Origin of the sequence: Massilia sp. Mn16-1_5 (genome assembly GCF_004798585.1) — a bacterium.
Classification (GTDB): Bacteria; Pseudomonadota; Gammaproteobacteria; order Burkholderiales; family Burkholderiaceae_D; genus Telluria.
Genome location: NZ_PPXQ01000022.1, coordinates 41,985 through 59,593, shown reverse-complemented (window position 1 = coordinate 59,593; position 17,609 = coordinate 41,985). Strand labels below are relative to the sequence as shown.

Sequence of the window (17,609 nt, the reverse complement as noted above, 5' to 3'; positions counted from 1 at the left end):
CCCGGTATTGTTGAGTTGACAGCATAACGTGTTCCGAGCGAGCGCGTGCGCACACCAGCAGCTGCCGTGGCGGTATGCCATACTGGTAGCGCTCTGACCGTAATGGAGGCAGCCGATGCACGCAGGTTTCATTTTCGCGACCGGGATCGAGAACAGCGCCCCGACCATCGAAGGTGGTCGCCTGCGTATGGACGAGCTGGAGAAATGCGGACACTACAAGCACTGGAGGCTCGACTTCGACCTGGTCCAGGAACTCGGCCTGCGGGTGCTGCGCTACGGTCCTCCCCTGCACCGTACCTGGCTCGGTCCTGACCGTTATGACTGGGAGTTCGCGGACCTTGCCTTCGCCGACCTGCATCGGCGTAACATCGCGCCCATCGTCGACCTCTGCCACTTCGGCGTGCCCGACTGGATCGGCAATTTCCAGAACCCCGACTTCCCCGAACTGTTCGCCGGCTATGCGGGCGCCTTTGCGCAGCGCTACCCCTGGGTGCAGATGTACACGCCGATCAACGAGATGTGGATCTGCGCCGTGTTCTCGACCCTTTATGGCTGGTGGAACGAGCAGTTGCGCACCGATGCCGCCTTCGTGACCGCGATCAAGCACCTGGTCAAGGCCAACATCCTGGCCATGCACGCGATCCTGAAGGTGCGCCCGGACGCCCTGTTCATCCAGAGCGAATCGACCGAATACTTCCATGCCGAATCGCCCGACGCCATTGGTCCGGCCGAGATCAACAACGCGCGCCGCTTCCTTGCCCTCGACCTGAATTACGGCCGGCGCGTCGATTCCGACATGTACGAGTACCTGCTCGACAACGGGATGCAGCGGGAGGAATACCATTTCTTCCTGCAGCACAACCTGAAGCACCACTGCATCATGGGCAATGACTATTACCAGACCAACGAGCATTACGTCTCGGCCGACGGCATGACACGCGCGGCCGGTGAAATCTTCGGTTATGCGGTCATCACCCACCAGTACTACAACCGCTACCGCCTGCCGGTGATGCACACCGAAACGAATCTGTGCCAGGGGCCGGCCGGCGACGAGGCCGTGTACTGGCTGAAGAAGGAATGGGCGAATGTCTTGCGCGTGCGCAATAACGGCGTGCCCCTGATCGGCTTCACGTGGTATTCGTTGACCGACCAGGTCGACTGGGATAGCGCGCTGCGGGTGAACGCCGGCAACGTCAATGCCCTCGGCCTGTTCGATCTCGAGCGCAGGATCCGCCCCGTCGGTGTCGCCTACCGCGAACTGGTAAAGGCCTGGGAAGCCGTGCTACCCACCAAGAGCATCTGCCTGCAGGTACCGGTCGTCATGCCGCACGAGTTCGGTGGCGAAATTACCTCGATCGACCCTGAATCGCCGGCGAGCGGCGCGATCCAGGGCTAAGAGCATCTAACGGCCTAAGGCTCGCCGCTCAGCGCTTGCGCGGCGTGAACGTATAGGTATCGCCGTGCGCCAAATAGACGACGCTGTCATCGAGCCCCGCCGCCTTGACCTCGCGCGCGAACTCGGCGAGCGGCGACTTGAACACGTCGTAATCGTTGTAGTGGATCGGAATGGTTTTCTTCGGTTTCACGATCTGCATCATCTGCACCCCGTCCTTGCCGTCCATCGTCACCTTGAACACGCCCAGGATGCGGGTGCCACCCAGGTGCAGCAGGGCCAGGTCGATGCCGGGGAAGCGCTGCGGAATGGTGCGGATGTCGTCGTAGACCAGGGTGTCGCCGCTGATGTACATCCGGTAGTCCGGCGTGTCGGGCTGGGCACCGAAGTCGAGCACGCTGCCCATGACCTTCGGCAGCAGCACCGAGACCCCGGCCGCGCCATGGCGCCCAGGCACCGAGGTGATGCGCAGGCGCGTTTCGCCCTTGCTCACCTCCAGCTTGTCCCATTCGCTCAGGGCGAAACGCTGCTGGAAGCCGAGGCGCTTGAGCTTTTCGCCGGCTTCGCGCGTGGTCACGATCGGCGTGTTGCGGTTCAGGCGTTCCTGCACCAGCTTGTCGAAATGGTCCTCGTGCATGTGCGACAGGATCACCAGGTCGATCGGCGGCAGCTTGTCGAATTCGATGGCGGGATTGGTCTGGCGCTGGGAAGTCAGGCCATAGCCGAGATGCACGTGGTCGCCCTTGTGCAGGAAGTTGGGGTCGGTCAAGATGATCAGGCCCTGGTAGCGGATCAGGACGGTTGCCGTGCCGATGAACTGGACCGTGCCGTCCTGGGCGGCCGCGGCGGCCGGCTCGCCGGCGGGCAGCTTGAGCGTATAGGTGTCGCCTTGCGGCGTGTTCGCCTGCGGCTGGTTTTCGGCCTGGACGAACCCGGCGGCCGACATCCCGAACGCAGCCAGCAGGAAAGCAGGCCCCAGCAAACGATGAACACGCATACACACTCCGTAAATGGACGCGTCCGCAGACTGCGGACTGCAGATTGCGACGACGTTATCATAAAGACCATGCCGACGGCGTTCGTTTCCAGACAGACAAGAGCGTAGCCGCGGCGCCTCTCCCATGCATATGTTCCCCCGGACAAGGCACGGCGCTATACTTGGGCGGCTTTGCCACTTCATCAACTTACAAGCACACTTATGTCCCTGTCCCGCCGTCCGCTTCTCCGTGCCCTCCCCGCCCTGCTCGGCCTGTCGCTGGCCTTGCCGCTCTTTGCTGCGCCGGTCCCCGCTGAAGTCGCGCCCGTGCTCGAGCGCATTTCGGCCGCCTCGATGCGCGGCAACCTGTCCTTCCTGGCCTCCGACGCGCTCGGCGGCCGCGGCACGCCCTCGCCGGGACTCGACATCGCCGCCGAATTCATCGCCGCGCAGTTTCGCGCGGCCGGCCTCGAGCCCCTGGGCGACGACGGCTACTTCCAGACGGCCGACTGGAACCTGATCGATCCGAAGCGCGCCAAGAATCCGCCGGCCCCTTCGGCCGCGCCTGCGGCACCGGTCAAGGTACGCAACGTGGTCGGCATCCTGCGCGGCTCGGACCCGGTGCTGAAGGACAGCTATATTCTGGTCACGGCCCACTACGATCACCTCGGCACCAGGACCGGTCCGGGCGACGTCATCTTCAACGGCGCCAACGACGACGGCAGCGGGACGGTCTCGGTGATCGAACTGGCCAAGGCCTTCGGGGCGCACAAGACGCGTCCCAAGCGCAGCATCGTCTTCATGACCGTCTTCGGCGAGGAACACGGCCTGGTCGGCTCGCGCTACTACGGGGCCCATCCGCTGGTGCCGATCGAAAAGACGATCGCCGGCATCAACCTGGAACAGGTCGGCCGCACCGACGACAATGAAGGCGCGCAAGTACGTGCCTTCGGCGTCACCGGCTTTGACTTTTCCGACGTCGGCGCGATCCTGAAAAGCGCCGGCGACGACACGGGCATCCGCGTCTGGAAGCATCCGGTCAACAGCGACAAGTATTTCGCGCACAGCGACAACCAGGCACTGGCCGACCAGGGCATCCCTTCGCACACGGTGAGCGTGGCCTACGGCTTCCCCGACTACCACGGCGCGGGCGACCACTGGGACAAGATCGATTACCAGAACATGGCCGCAGTCGACCGCACCGTTGCGCTGGCAATCTGGACGATCGCCAACGGCGCGGACACGCCGAAGTGGAATGCGAAGAACCCGAAGGCAAGCAAGTACCTGGGTATCTGGCAAGGCCGCAACACCAAATAAGTTTTCAGGGGCGCCGCCGGCGCCCTTGCCGTTTCCCCGCCGTGTCGGGGACCGGATTTGTAACAGTTTGTTCGAACTGCGAACTGGCTAACATATCGATGTCACATTTGCGCCCACAATCGACCTCATGAACAGCGGAGGCCCGATGAGCACAGTACGACATACATTCAAAACGACCGTTCCGGCTTCCTCCGAGGAAGTCTGGGCCTGGTCAACCTCGATCAAGGGCATCAAGGCCGAGATGTGGCCTGTCCTCAAAATCACTTTCCCGAAAGGCATGACCCATATCGGCGAAGACACCACGCTGGACAAGCCGCTGTGCCGCTGCCAGTTCCTGCTGCTCGGGCTATTCCCGATCGACATGTCGAAGCTGACCTTCGCCGAACTCGAGCCCGGCCGCCGTTTCGTCGAGCAATCCCCGCTGCTCTCGATGCGCTCCTGGCGCCACGAACGCATCGTTACGCCGACGGCGGGCGGCACCCTGGTCACCGACAACCTCACCTTCAGGCCGCGCGTGGCGGGCCCGATCGTCGGCTGGTTCGTGAAAAAATTCTTCGAGCACCGGCACGCGGTGCTGGCAAAGTCCTTCGGCACGGTGGCAACGAAGGCGGCGCCGGGCCATGTGGTCTGAATAAGAACGGGAGAGTGCATTGGCCTGCCCAGCTGGGTTCGAACCAGCGACCCTCAGCTTAGAAGGCTGATGCTCTATCCAACTGAGCTATGGGCAGAGAGACGTCAAGGAATCCTGACGCGGAAATGAAAACGGACCGTCGAAGACGGCCCGTTCGTAATGCTTGGTCGGAGTACAAGGATTCGAACCTTGGACCCCCTGGTCCCAAACCAGGTGCGCTACCGGGCTGCGCTACACTCCGAATGCTTTGATGATACTCGCCGGAGCGCGGCGCGTCAATGCAAGGAGAGCAATAGTCGGTTGCAGCCAGGGCTGAGCGTCAGGCCGCGAGCTTGTCGGCGATGCGGCGCGCCATGCTGTCGGCCATGGCGGCATCCTTCGCCTCGACCATCACGCGGATCAGCGGTTCGGTGCCCGAAGCGCGGATCAGCACGCGGCCGTTGTCGCCCAGCTCGCGCTCGACGGCTTCCTTTTCCGCAACCATGGCGCTGTCCTTGGTCCAGTCGAAACCGGGCGTGACGCGCTTGTTGATCAGGGTTTGCGGGTACAGGGTCAGCTCGGCGCAGCAGGCTTCCAGCGACTTGTTGCTGCGTTTCAAGGCCGACAACACCTGCAGGGCCGAGACGATGCCGTCGCCCGTGGTGTGCTTGTCGAGCGCCAGCAGGTGGCCCGAGCCCTCGCCGCCCAGGATCCAGCCGCGTTCCTGCATGACTTCCAGCACGTAACGGTCGCCGACCTTGGCGCGGGCGAAGCCGATGCCGAGTTCCTTGAACGCCACTTCCAGTGCCATGTTCGTCATCAGGGTGCCGACGGCGCCATCCACCTGGCCGGTCGACATGCGGTCGCGCACCATCAGGTACAGCAGCTCATCGCCGTTGTAGACCCGGCCATTGGCGTCGACCATGATCAGGCGGTCGGCGTCGCCGTCGAGCGCGATGCCGAGGTCGGCCTTGTGCTCGACCACCGCGGCGGACAGCGCTTTCGGTGCGGTGGCGCCGAAGCCGGCATTGATGTTGAAACCGTCGGGGGTAGCACCGATCGACACGACTTCGGCGCCCAGTTCGTGGAACACGTGCGGGGCGATGGCGTAGGCGGCGCCGTGGGCGCTGTCGACGACGATCTTCAGGCCGCGCAGGTCGAGTTCGTTCGGGAAGGTGCTCTTGCAGAATTCGATGTAGCGGCCCTGGGCGTCACGCAGGCGCGTCGCACGGCCCAGCTTGTCGGATGGTACGCAATCCATCGGCTGGTCGATTGCCTCTTCGATGGACAGCTCGACGCTGTCCGGCAGCTTGGTGCCGTGCGCCGAGAAGAACTTGATGCCGTTGTCCTGGAACGGATTGTGCGAGGCGGAAATCACGACGCCGGCCTGCAGGCGCAGCGCGCGGGTCAGGTAGGCGATCGCCGGCGTCGGCATCGGGCCGGCCAGCATCACGTCGACGCCGGCGGCGGAGAAGCCCGCTTCCAGCGCGGCTTCCAGCATGTAGCCGGAAATGCGGGTGTCCTTGCCGATCAACACGGTCGGACGGCTGCCTGCGGCATAGTCCTTGGCCAGCACCTTGCCGGCGGCGTAGCCGAGGCGCATCACGAAGTCAGGGGTAATCGGTGCCACGCCAACCTGACCGCGAACGCCATCCGTACCAAAATATTTGCGTGCCATGCTTCTTCTCTTTATTGTCAGTTTAATCAATAGTGGCCGCGCGCCAGACTTTCAGCGCATCGACCGTCTCTGCTACATCATGTACCCGCAGGATTTTAGCGCCATGCGCAAAAGCAGCCAACGCGCCAGCAATGCTACCAGGCAAGCGTCCTTCAACGGGACGGCCGGTGACCGCCCCGATCATCGATTTGCGCGACAAGCCGATCAGGACCGGAAAGCCGAGTTCCTCTTCGATGCGGTGCGTTGCACGCAATAAAGCGTAGTTGTGCTCGACCGTCTTGCCGAAGCCCAGGCCCGGATCGACGCAGATACGCTCGCGCTCGATACCGGCCGCCAGCAGCGCACCGATGCGTTCGCGCAGGAAGGCGATCACCTCCGCCACCACGTCCTCGTACTGCGGCTCAGCCTGCATGTCCTGGGGCGTGCCCTGCATGTGCATGATGCACAGGCCGCAGTCGCTGTCCTTGACGGCCTCGATCGCGCCCGGTGCCCTGAAACCATTGATGTCGTTGATCATGTCGGCGCCGGCGATGATGGCCTCGCGCATGACCTGGGGCTTGCAGGTATCGACCGACAAAGCCCGCCCTACTTCCTGCAGCGCATAGATCGCCGGCATCACGCGGCGCAGTTCTTCCTCGACCGGCACGCTCGGTGAGCCGGGACGGGTCGATTCGCCGCCGATGTCGATCAGGTCGACGCCGTCGCGCACCATCTCCTCGGCCCGCGAAATGGCGAACTCGAGCGTGCCATAACGGCCGCCATCGGAAAAGGAATCGGGCGTGACATTCAGGATGCCCATGACGAGGGGGCGCTGTTCCAGCCGGAAGCTGAAACGGCCGCATTGCAAGAGGTGACGCATAGTAAAAACGGGAAAGTGGAAAGACAGCGGAACGACGCCTGTTAACGAGCAAAAGACATCCAAATGGATGTCTTTTGCAGGGAGGTGCTAGGCGATCAAGCGCAAGATCGAGTCAAACTGCGGTCAGGCCGGTGCCGTGGCGTTGGTGGCGACGCCGCCCGAACCGCTGTCGCCAGGCGGCGTGCGCTTGGTCAGCAGGCCGGCTTTCGGCGGACGCGGCTCGCGGCCGGCCATGATGTCGTTGATCTGCTCGGAATCGATGGTTTCCCACTCGAGCAGGGCCTTGGTCATCATTTCGACCTTCTCGCGATTCTCTTCCAACAGGCGCCGCGACAGCGCGTACTGGGTATCGAGGATGGCGCGGATCTCGGCGTCGACCTTTTGCTGGGTCGCTTCCGAAATGGTCTTGGTGGCGCCGCCGAAGAAGCCTTCGTTCTCGCTGTCTTCGTAGACCATCACGCCCATGCTTTCGGACATGCCGAACCGGGTCACCATCGAGCGCGCCAGCTTGGTTGCACGGGCAAAGTCGTTCGAGGCGCCGGTCGACATCTGGCCGACGAAGATCTCCTCGGCAATACGGCCACCGAACAGGATCGAGATTTCTTCCAGCATCTTGTCCTTGTAGCCGGACAGGTTGTCGTGCTCAGGCAGCTGCCAGGTCAGGCCCAGCGCAAAGCCGCGCGGCATGATCGTAACCTTGTGCACCGGATCGGCCTTCGGCAGCAGCTTGGCGACGACCGCATGGCCCGACTCGTGGTAAGCCGTGTTGCGGCGCTCTTCCTCGCGCATGACCATCGACTTGCGCTCCGGACCCATGTAGATCTTGTCTTTCGCGTCTTCGAAGTCGCCCATCTCGACCAGGCGCTTGTTGCGGCGCGCGGCGAACAGGGCTGCCTCGTTGACCAGGTTGGCCAGGTCCGCGCCCGAGAAACCAGGGGTACCGCGGGCCAGGATGTCGGCCTTGACGTCGGCGCCGATCGGCACCTTGCGCATGTGCACGTTCAGGATCTGTTCGCGGCCGCGGATGTCCGGCAGGCCCACCATCACCTGGCGGTCGAAACGGCCCGGGCGCAGCAGCGCTTTATCGAGCACGTCGGCGCGGTTGGTGGCGGCGATCACGATTACGCCCGAGGTGGCTTCGAAGCCGTCCATTTCGACCAGCAGCTGGTTCAGCGTCTGTTCGCGTTCGTCGTTACCGCCGCCCATGCCGGCGCCGCGGTGACGGCCGACGGCGTCGATCTCGTCGATGAAGATGATGCAAGGCGAGTGTTTCTTGGCGTTCTCGAACATGTCGCGCACGCGGGACGCACCCACGCCGACGAACATCTCGACGAAGTCGGAACCCGAGATCGAGAAGAACGGCACTTTCGCTTCGCCGGCGATCGCACGCGCCAGCAGGGTCTTGCCGGTACCCGGAGGACCGACCATCAGCACGCCGCGCGGAATGCGGCCGCCCAGTTTCTGGAACTTGGTCGGGTCTTTCAGGAAGTCGACGATCTCGCTGACTTCCTCCTTCGCTTCGTCGCAACCGGCGACGTCGGCGAAGGTGACGCTGTTGTTGGTTTCATCGAGCATGCGCGCCTTCGACTTGCCGAAGGAGAAAGCGCCGCCCTTGCCGCCACCCTGCATCTGGCGCATGAAGAAGACCCAGACGCCGATCAGGAGCAGCATCGGGAACCAGGAGATGAAGATCTGTTGCAGGAAGGACGGCTCTTCCGGCGGCTTGACGTCGAAGCGCACGCCGTTCTCGCGCAGGTCGCCGATCAGGCCGCGGTCGAGGACGGTCGAGGTGGCGCGCACCTTGGTGTCGTCGGTGCGCGTGGCGGTCACGTTCAGGCCTTCGATCACGACATCCTTGACGCGGCGCGCTTTCACATCGTCGAGCAGCTCGGAATAAGCGATGGTCTTGCTGCCACCGGCCGGGCTATGATTGTCGAACTGCTTGAACAGCATGAACAACAGCAGTGCGACTACCACCCAGATGGCAGATTTGGAAAACATATTATTCACGAAAACTCCTCCGATGCGAATCGCACCAATACCGATTTGAGATTGCCGATTTTACTCGCGATTACCCGCGATTTTACTAGCAACATGCGGGCCGTGCCACGCACAGACCGCCATGATGCCATATTGCCACCTTTTCCACCTCGACAAGCGCGTAGAAGTGTCCGCGACACATGGAAACGGAAGCGTCACGCGGTGCATGTGCGGCTGCGATCTCAAATATCAAGGGCCGCGCCGTCGTCCTGTGCGGATTTGTACTCGACAGGATTCTTCAGACCACGGCCGAGCAAGAAAATTTCCGACGATTTGTCGCGGCTTGCCTTGGGTTTGATTTGTTTGACCGTTTTGAACTCAAGCCGGAACTTCTCCACGATCTGCGTGAAGCCCATATCCTTAAAGCACTTGACCAACAATGCGCCACCGGGTTTCAGGTGCATTTGAGAAAACTCAATCGCGAGATCGATCAAATGTTCCATCCGGGCAGCGTCCGCCGTCGGAATGCCCGACAGATTGGGCGCCATGTCGGAAAGCACCAGGTCGGTACGGCGGCCTTCGAGCACGGCTGCTAGTTGGTCCAAAACAACATCTTCGCGGAAGTCGCCCTGGATGTAATGCACGTCGGCGATCGGTTCCATCGGCAGGATGTCGAGGCCGATGATGGTGCCGTTGATGCCCCCACCCTCCTTGCCGGCCAGCTTGCGCCGCGTGTACTGGGCCCAGCTGCCGGGAGTGCAGCCGAGGTCGACGATCACCTGCCCCTGCTTGATGAGTTTTTCCGCCTCGTCGATTTCTTTCAGCTTGTAGGCGGCACGGGCGCGGAAGCCGTCTTTCTGCGCCTGTTTCACGTAAGGGTCGTTAATATGGTCGTGCAACCAGTTTTTGTTTAATTTGTTCTTGGCCATTCGCGTAGAATACTGCTTTTATCGGTTCATCTAAAAATTATTATGCTTACACTTACACCCGTCGAACGCAGCGCGCTGCGCGCGGAAGCCCATGGCCTGAAGCCTGTGGTCATGATCGGCGAATCGGGCCTGACGGAATCCGTGATGAAGGAAATCGCGGCCAGCCTCGACGCACACGGCCTGATCAAGGTCCGCGTCTTCGGCGACGAGCGCGAAGAACGCGTCGCCATCTACGAACAGATCTGCGAAGAACTGGGCGCCGCCCCGGTCCAGCACATCGGCAAACTGCTGGTCCTGTACCGCCCGAAGAAGGAAGCGGTCAAGGAACGCAGCAGCAAGGCCGGCAAGGGCATGCGCGAAGTCACCATCGTCAAGGCCAGCGCCAGCGGCACCAAGAAGCCGAGCGTCACCAAGGTCATGATCAAGGGGAACGAACGCGTTACCGCCGGCGGCAACATCAAGCGCGCCAAAACGCGCCAGACCAGCACCAAGAAAAATGCACTGAACAAGTGATCAAGAAACCGGAGAGCTCTCCGGTTTTTTTTCGCCCGCGGAGCCGGTTCAGCGGCTCTTTACCAGCAATATCGCAGCCAGCACGCTTTCGATCAGATGAAACAGCTGCGAGACGCCATGCAGGATGGCGAACTTCGTCCACAGCGGCGAAGCGCGGATGCCCAGCGGTCCGGCCGCCTCGCGCATCTGCGCCATGGCCGGCTGCAGCCCCACGTACATGACCAGCGCACAGGCCAGCATGGCCAGCACCAGCAATTGCAGGAAGCGCCGGCGCCCTCTTTCCAGATCAGGCGAATACTGCAACAGCACCAGCATCAGCGCCGCGCAAATAAAACTGATCCACGCCAGGCGGCGCAGGAAGGCGCCGACGATGTCGCCGGCCACCGGTCCGTGGACACTGCCGAACACCGCCGGCGCGGCGATGTAGCCGAGCACCCACAGGGCGCCCGCCCACAGCGCCGCCACCAATAGCCGTGCTGCGGGCAGGCGGCTGGCCATCAGACGTAGCGGACTTCGAGGATTTCGTATTCGCGCGGGCCGGACGGGGCCTGCACTTCGACCACGTCGCCGGCGTACTTGCCGATCAGGGCGCGCGCGATCGGCGAGGTGACCGAGATCTTGTTCAGCTTCAGGTCGGCCTCGTCGATGCCGACGATCTGGTAGCTCACCTTCTGGCCCGACTCCAGGTCTTCCAGGTCCACGGTCGATGCGAAGACCACACGGCCTTCGGCGTCCAGGGTGGCCGGGTCGATGATCTGTGCGGTGCTCAGTTTGCCTTCGAGTTCGGCGATACGGCCTTCGACGAAAGCCTGGCGTTCCTTTGCGGCGTCGTATTCGGCGTTCTCCGACAGGTCGCCGTGCGAGCGCGCTTCGGCGATCGCGTCGATCACGATGCGGCGTTCCTTGGTCTTGAGCTGGTGCAGCTCTTCCTTCAGCAGTTCGGCGCCGAACTTGGTCAGTGGGACAGTGTTATTCATTTCAACTCAACTTATTGCTCAATTTATTGAATTCGTGGACGTACCAAGTGAAAACCACAGAGGCGCGCAACGCATGTCGCGCGAGCTCTGTGGTTTGACGGTACTACTCAGTGTAGCTTATTGCTGCTTAGTTTAGAGTGTTATGCAGGCCTTGTAAATCGTAGACCCGAATCTCGTTCAGGTGGCGCATACCCTGGATCGCCGCTTCGGCGCCGGCGATCGTCGTGTAGGTCACCACGCGTGCCAGCAGGGCCGAGGTACGGATGGTGCGCGAGTCGGTGATCGCACTGCGCTTTTCCTCGACCGTGTTGATGACCATCTCGATCTCGTGGTTCTTGATCATGTCGACGACGTGCGGACGGCCCTCGATCACCTTGTTCACGGCCAGCACCGGCAGGCCGGCCGCGGCGATCACCGCCGCCGTGCCCTTGGTCGCGGCCAGCGTGAAGCCCAGCGAGACCAGGTCGCGCGCCACCTGCACCGCGCGCGGCTTGTCGGACGCCTTCACCGACAGGAAGACGCGGCCCGATTCCGGCAGCTTGATGCCGGCGCCCAGCTGCGACTTCACGAAGGCTTCGCCGAAGGTCTCGCCCACGCCCATCACTTCGCCGGTCGACTTCATTTCCGGTCCGAGGATGGTGTCGACGCCCGGGAACTTCACGAACGGGAACACGGCTTCCTTGACGCTGTAGAACGGCGGCGTCACTTCTTTCGTAATCCCCTGCTCCGCCAGCTTCTGGCCGACCATGCAGCGCGCCGCCACCTTGGCCAGCTGGATGCCGGTCGCCTTCGAGACGAAAGGCACGGTGCGCGAAGCGCGCGGATTCACTTCCAGCACGAACACCGTGTCGACCGTCTTGCCGTCTACTTCCGACTGCTGGATCGCGAACTGCACGTTCATCAGGCCGACCACGTTCAGGCCTTTGGCCATCAGCGCGGTCTGGCGCTTCAGTTCATCGATGGTCTCTTGCGAGAGCGAGTAAGGCGGCAGCGAGCAGGCCGAGTCGCCCGAGTGCACGCCGGCCTGTTCGATGTGCTCCATCACGCCGCCGATGAAGGTGGTCTCGCCGTCCGAGATGCAGTCGACGTCGACTTCGATCGCGTCGTTCAGGAAGCGGTCCAGCAGCACCGGGGAATCGTTCGACACTTTCACCGCTTCGCGCATGTAGCGCTCGAGGTCGCGCTGCTCGTGGACGATTTCCATCGCCCGGCCGCCCAGCACGTAGGACGGACGCACGACCAGCGGATAGCCGATTTCCTGGGCCAGTGCCAGGGCCTCGACTTCGGTGCGCGCGGTGCGGTTCGGCGGCTGGCGCAGGCCCAGGTCCTGCAGCAGCTTCTGGAAGCGCTCGCGGTCTTCGGCGGCGTCGATCATGTCCGGCGAAGTGCCGACGATCGGCACACCGTTCGCTTCCAGGTCGAGCGCAAGCTTCAGCGGGGTCTGGCCGCCGTACTGCACGATCACGCCGACCGGCTTTTCCAGGTCCACGATCTCGAGCACGTCTTCCAGCGTCAGCGATTCGAAGTACAGGCGATCCGAGGTATCGTAGTCGGTCGACACGGTCTCCGGATTGCAGTTAACCATGATGGTCTCATAGCCGTCTTCGCGCATCGCGAGGGCCGCGTGCACGCAGCAGTAGTCGAACTCGATGCCCTGGCCGATGCGGTTTGGACCGCCGCCCAGCACCATGATCTTCTTCTTGTCGGTCGGCGCCGCTTCGCATTCCTCGTCATAGGTCGAGTACATGTAGGCGGTGTTGGTCGCGAATTCCGCGGCGCAGGTGTCGACGCGCTTGTAGACCGGACGGATGCCGAGCGCATGACGGCGCTCGCGCACCGCGGCCTGGGTGGTATGCATCAGGAAGGCCAGGCGCGCATCCGAGAAGCCCTTTTGCTTGAGCTTGTACAGGGTCGGCTTGTCGAGCGAGTCCAGCTGCTGGTGGTCCAGCCACAGCTCGATGTCGACGATTTCCTTGATCTGGATGAGGAACCACGGATCGATCTTAGTCAGCGCATGCACTTCTTCCAGCGTGAAGCCCTGGGCAAAGGCGTCGCCCACGTACCAGATGCGTTCCGGACCTGGCTCGCCGAGTTCCTCTTCGATGACTTCGCGGTCGCGCGTCTTTTCGTTCAGGCCGTCCACGCCCACTTCCAGGCCACGCAGGGCCTTCTGGAAGGATTCCTGGAAGGTGCGGCCCATGGCCATCACTTCGCCCACCGATTTCATCTGGGTGGTCAGGTGCTTGTCCGCCGCCGGGAATTTCTCGAAGGCGAAGCGCGGGATCTTGGTGACGACGTAGTCGATCGAGGGCTCGAACGAGGCCGGGGTCGCGCCGCCGGTGATCTCGTTGCGCAGCTCGTCCAGCGTGAAGCCGACGGCGAGTTTCGCCGCCACTTTCGCGATCGGGAAGCCGGTGGCCTTCGAGGCCAGCGCCGAGGAACGCGAGACGCGCGGGTTCATCTCGATGACGATCATGCGGCCATCAATCGGGTTGATCGCGAACTGCACGTTCGAGCCGCCGGTGTCGACGCCGATTTCGCGCAGCACCGCGATCGACGCGTTACGCATGATCTGGTATTCCTTGTCGGTCAGCGTCTGTGCCGGCGCGACCGTGATCGAGTCGCCGGTGTGCACGCCCATCGGGTCGAGGTTCTCGATCGAGCAGATGATGATGCAGTTGTCGGCCTTGTCGCGCACGACTTCCATCTCGTACTCTTTCCAGCCCAGCAGCGACTCTTCGATCAGCAGTTCGGAGGTCGGCGAGGCTTCCAGGCCGCGCTTGCAGATGGCCTCGAATTCTTCTTCGTTGTAGGCGATGCCGCCGCCGGTGCCGCCCATCGTGAAGGATGGACGGATGATGGTCGGGAAGCCCATTTCGCGCTGCACGGCGCGTGCTTCTTCCATGCTGTGGGCGATGCCCGAACGTGCCGAACCCAGGCCGATCTTGGTCATCGCGTCCTTGAACTTCGAGCGGTCCTCGGCCTTGTCGATCGCTTCCGGCGAGGCGCCGATCAGTTCGACCTTGTACTTGTCGAGGATGCCGTGGCGGTGCAGGTCGAGCGCGCAGTTCAGCGCGGTCTGGCCGCCCATGGTCGGCAGGATCGCGTCAGGACGCTCCTTGTCGATGATGCGCTCGACGACCTTCCAGGTGATCGGCTCGATGTAGGTGACGTCGGCCATTTCCGGGTCGGTCATGATCGTCGCCGGATTGCTGTTCACCAGGATGACTTTATAGCCTTCGTCGCGCAGGGCCTTGCAGGCCTGGGCGCCGGAGTAGTCGAATTCGGCCGCCTGGCCGATGATGATCGGACCGGCGCCGATGATCAGGATGCTTTTAATGTCACTACGCTTAGGCATTCACTTCTCCTGCATGTTGTTTCTTCTCCTTCGCTTGCATCAGGCCGATGAAGCGGTCAAACAGATAGGCGACGTCGGTCGGGCCTGGCGAAGCTTCGGGGTGGCCCTGGAAGCAGAAGGCCGGCTTGTCGGTACGGGCAAAACCCTGCAGCGAACCGTCGAACAGCGAGACGTGGGTCACGCGGCAGTTCTTCGGCAGCGTTTCCGGGTCAACGGCGAAACCGTGGTTCTGCGAGGTGATCAGGACCTTCTTCGAATCCAGGTCCTGCACCGGGTGGTTGGCACCGTGGTGGCCGAACTTCATCTTCATCGTCTTGGCGCCCGAGGCCAGCGCCATGATCTGGTGGCCGAGGCAGATGCCGAAGGTCGGGATGCCCTGCTCGATTAACTCGGCCGTGGCCTTGATCGCGTAGTCGCAAGGCTCGGGGTCGCCCGGGCCGTTGGCCAGGAAGATGCCGTCGGGATTGAGCGCGAGCGCGTCTGCGGCCGTCGATTCGGCCGGCAGCACGGTCACCTTGCAGCCGCGTTCGGCCAGCATGCGCAGGATGTTGCGCTTGACGCCATAGTCGAAGGCGACCACGTGGTATTGGGGATTGTCCTGCTTGCCGAAGCCTTCGCCCAGTTTCCACTCGGTTTCGGTGAACACGTACGGCTCTTTCACCGACACGACCTTTGCCAGGTCCATGCCCGACAGGCCCGGGAAGGAGCGTGCCAGTTCCAAGGCCTGCGCTTCCGACGGCTGGTTGCCTTGCGTGCCGGTCAGGATCGCGCCGCTCTGGGCGCCCTTCTCGCGCAGCAGGCGGGTGAGTTTGCGGGTATCGATGCCGGCGATGGCGACGACGTTCTCGGCCTTCAGGTAGTCCGACAGCGATTGGGTGGAACGGAAGTTCGATGCCAGCAGCGGCAGGTCACGGATGATCAGACCGGCGGCGTGGACTTTGCTCGCTTCGACGTCGGCGCCGTTGACGCCGTAGTTGCCGATGTGCGGGTACGTCAGCGTGACGATCTGACGCGAGTAGCTGGGGTCGGTCAGGATTTCCTGGTAGCCGGTGATCGCGGTATTGAAGACCACTTCACCGGTCGTGTGACCGGCGGCGCCGATGGAAACTCCCCGAAAAATCGTTCCGTCTGCAAGGGCCAGGATGGCTGGGACGGCTGGGCCAGAAAAAAATGGCGGCAAAGGTAACTCCCAATAAAGTTACCGTAGCTGCGCCACGTCAGACCGGCATCCAAATCCTGCGGACGCGTTAAGCGTTCATAGGGTGGAAGACGTTTTTGAATGAGGAATGGAGGGTAGGCGCTACGGCAAGTAAGTGAATGGCTAAACCTCTCAATTATAGCGCGGAATAAGCTTTGCGGCAATGCACCATCGCGGGATATCGGGGCAAAAACCTGAATTCAGCGTACGGATGAGTCATGCTTTCTCCGTCGCAATTGCGCTGACGCGGTCCATGATACGAGCTTGAACGCGTGCATGGCGCACGCGTCCAAGTCCTGACGGTCACCCCGTGAGTCAGGCGCCCAGCGCTGCGATGCCCGCCTTGGCGATCTGCGCATCCTCGTTCGACTTCACGCCCGATACGCCGACCGCGCCGATCACGTGGCCGTCGACGATCACCGGCACGCCGCCTTCCAGCATGCCCTGGATCGCCGGGGCCGACAGGAAGGACGTGCGGCCGCCATTGATGACGTCCTCGTAGATCTTCGATTCGCGGCGGCCCAGCGCGGCCGTGTGCGCCTTCGCCGGGGCGATGTGGCTCGAGATCGGCGGCGCGCCGTCCAGGCGCTGCAGCCACAGCAGGTGGCCGCCGTCGTCGACGATGGCGAAGGTCACGGCCCAGTTGTTGGACAGCGCTTCGGCTTCGGCGCCGGCGGCGATTTTCTTGACGTCTTCAAGGGTCAGCATCGGTTTGGTCTTCATGGGTTTTCCTTTGGTTGTTATGGTTGCTGTTTGGCTTTCAGCTTCGCTTTAATCTGCGGCATCACGGCGGCGGCGGCCTGCTCGCCGGCGAGGATCGCCAGGTTGCGGCCGGCGAAATCGGCGCTGCCCATCTTGCCCAGGGCCGGCGTGATCACGATGTCGGCTTCCTTCAGCTCGAAATGGTTGAGGCGCTGGCCCATGATGCTGAAGGTCTGCATCAGCACATCGAGCGAGCTGACGGTGGCCTGCGTATCGGCCTGGGTCGAGATATTGACGGCGATGACGAAGTCGGCGCCCATCTTCTCGCGCGTGAATTTCACCGGCACCGGCGCCACCAGGCCGCCGTCGACATAGGTCTTGGTACCGATCTTCACCGGCTGGAACACGGAAGGCACGGCGGACGAGGCGCGCACGGCCATGCCAGTATTGCCCTTGTCGAACATGACGGCTTCGCCCGTCTTGAGGTCGGTGACGACGGCGCCGAAACGCTTGGGCAGCTTTTCCATCGGCCGGTTGCCGACCGCCTTGTTCACGTAGTTCTGCAGCGCCTCGCCTTTCAGCAGGCCGGGACTGCTGGAAAACAGCGGCATGGCCCAGTCCGAGATCGTGGCCTCGTCCATGTCCATCGCGATCTTCTGCAGCGCGAAGCCGTTGTAGCCCGAGGCGTACAGGGCGCCGACCACCGAGCCGGCACTGGTGCCCACCACGATGTCGGCATGGATGCCCTGCGCTTCCAGCGCCTTGATCACGCCGATGTGGGCGAAGCCGCGCGCGGCGCCGCCCCCTAACGCGAGGCCGATCTTGATTTTCTTCGGTGGCGCCGGTGGGGCCTGGACCACGACGGGGGTTGGAGGCGCTGGTGGCGGGGTGCTGCCGCAGGCGGTCAGCAGCAAGGCGCCGAGGGCGATGAGGGAGCTACGTCGAGAGAGCATGTGCGGGATCGAGAAAGACAATTCTCGATTGTACCGCGCCTCCAGGCGATGTGGATGAGGCGGAGCTTAGGGATCGTAGGGTGGGCATTCATGCCCACGCGGTACGGCGTTTGATTTGTGACGGCGGCAAATGCGGCACGCGGCGTCCGCGGACGATGAACGATGT

Annotated in this window: 15 protein-coding genes and 2 tRNA genes; 4 read left to right on the top strand and 13 right to left on the bottom strand. The window is 62.8% G+C overall.

Features of this window, described 5'->3' with window-relative positions; translation table 11 throughout:
- The first annotated feature begins 115 nt into the window (after positions 1–115).
- The gene (locus tag C2862_RS21945) at positions 116–1,396 is read left to right on the top strand and encodes a family 1 glycosylhydrolase (protein ID WP_136222632.1); all 1,281 of its coding nucleotides are present in this window, start codon (positions 116–118) and stop codon (positions 1,394–1,396) included.
- A gap of 28 nt (positions 1,397–1,424) precedes the next feature.
- Here C2862_RS21945 and C2862_RS21940 read toward each other — a convergent pair whose 3' ends face one another.
- A complete protein-coding gene (locus tag C2862_RS21940) occupies positions 1,425–2,390 on the bottom strand; it encodes an MBL fold metallo-hydrolase (RefSeq protein WP_136222630.1) in 966 nt (321 codons plus the stop codon).
- 201 nt (positions 2,391–2,591) lie between these two features.
- On the opposite strand from C2862_RS21940, the gene C2862_RS21935 reads away from it, so the two are divergent.
- On the top strand, positions 2,592–3,686 hold the full coding sequence (locus C2862_RS21935) for a M28 family peptidase (protein ID WP_136222628.1): 1,095 nt from the start codon (positions 2,592–2,594) through the stop codon (positions 3,684–3,686).
- Between the two features lie 145 nt (positions 3,687–3,831).
- On the top strand, positions 3,832–4,317 hold the full coding sequence (locus tag C2862_RS21930; RefSeq protein ID WP_136222626.1) for a hypothetical protein: 486 nt from the start codon (positions 3,832–3,834) through the stop codon (positions 4,315–4,317).
- Between the two features lie 20 nt (positions 4,318–4,337).
- Here the strand turns inward: C2862_RS21930 and C2862_RS21925 are convergent.
- From C2862_RS21925 to C2862_RS21900, 6 genes are all read right to left on the bottom strand, one after another.
- Positions 4,338–4,414 (bottom strand) — tRNA-Arg (locus C2862_RS21925).
- A gap of 67 nt (positions 4,415–4,481) precedes the next feature.
- Positions 4,482–4,558 (bottom strand) — tRNA-Pro (locus tag C2862_RS21920).
- Between the two features lie 78 nt (positions 4,559–4,636).
- Positions 4,637–5,974, bottom strand: a complete 1,338-nt coding sequence (gene glmM / locus C2862_RS21915) for a phosphoglucosamine mutase (RefSeq protein ID WP_136222624.1) — start codon at positions 5,972–5,974, stop codon at positions 4,637–4,639.
- Between the two features lie 22 nt (positions 5,975–5,996).
- Complete coding sequence (gene folP, locus C2862_RS21910; protein ID WP_136222622.1) at positions 5,997–6,833, bottom strand: dihydropteroate synthase; 837 nt, start codon at positions 6,831–6,833, stop codon at positions 5,997–5,999.
- A 123-nt stretch (positions 6,834–6,956) separates the two neighbouring features.
- Entirely contained in the window at positions 6,957–8,843 is a 1,887-nt protein-coding gene (gene ftsH / locus C2862_RS21905) for an ATP-dependent zinc metalloprotease FtsH (protein WP_136222620.1), read from the bottom strand.
- 212 nt (positions 8,844–9,055) lie between these two features.
- Positions 9,056–9,742 (bottom strand): RlmE family RNA methyltransferase, encoded by a 687-nt coding sequence (locus C2862_RS21900; protein ID WP_136222618.1) that lies wholly within the window; start codon positions 9,740–9,742, stop codon positions 9,056–9,058.
- Between the two features lie 42 nt (positions 9,743–9,784).
- Between C2862_RS21900 and yhbY the strand changes: the two genes are divergently transcribed.
- Positions 9,785–10,255: a ribosome assembly RNA-binding protein YhbY gene (gene yhbY / locus C2862_RS21895; protein ID WP_136222616.1), complete on the top strand. Its 471-nt coding sequence runs from the start codon at positions 9,785–9,787 to the stop codon at positions 10,253–10,255.
- A gap of 48 nt (positions 10,256–10,303) precedes the next feature.
- Here yhbY and C2862_RS21890 read toward each other — a convergent pair whose 3' ends face one another.
- The 6 genes from C2862_RS21890 to C2862_RS21865 form a co-directional block, all read right to left on the bottom strand.
- Positions 10,304–10,753, bottom strand: coding sequence for a DUF4149 domain-containing protein (locus C2862_RS21890; protein ID WP_136222614.1), 450 nt, complete (start codon positions 10,751–10,753; stop codon positions 10,304–10,306).
- Positions 10,753–11,232, bottom strand: coding sequence for a transcription elongation factor GreA (gene greA / locus C2862_RS21885; RefSeq protein WP_136222612.1), 480 nt, complete (start codon positions 11,230–11,232; stop codon positions 10,753–10,755). Before greA ends, C2862_RS21890 begins: the two co-directional genes overlap by 1 nt.
- Positions 11,233–11,359: 127 nt before the next feature.
- Positions 11,360–14,590, bottom strand: coding sequence for a carbamoyl-phosphate synthase large subunit (gene carB / locus C2862_RS21880; protein ID WP_136222610.1), 3,231 nt, complete (start codon positions 14,588–14,590; stop codon positions 11,360–11,362).
- A complete protein-coding gene (gene carA, locus C2862_RS21875) occupies positions 14,583–15,770 on the bottom strand; it encodes a glutamine-hydrolyzing carbamoyl-phosphate synthase small subunit (protein WP_136222608.1) in 1,188 nt (395 codons plus the stop codon). Before carA ends, carB begins: the two co-directional genes overlap by 8 nt.
- A 333-nt stretch (positions 15,771–16,103) precedes the next feature.
- Positions 16,104–16,511, bottom strand: coding sequence for a heme-binding protein (locus C2862_RS21870; RefSeq protein ID WP_136222606.1), 408 nt, complete (start codon positions 16,509–16,511; stop codon positions 16,104–16,106).
- Positions 16,512–16,528: 17 nt separating this feature from the next.
- Entirely contained in the window at positions 16,529–17,443 is a 915-nt protein-coding gene (locus C2862_RS21865) for a patatin-like phospholipase family protein (RefSeq protein ID WP_136222604.1), read from the bottom strand.
- Between the last annotated feature and the right edge of the window lie 166 nt (positions 17,444–17,609).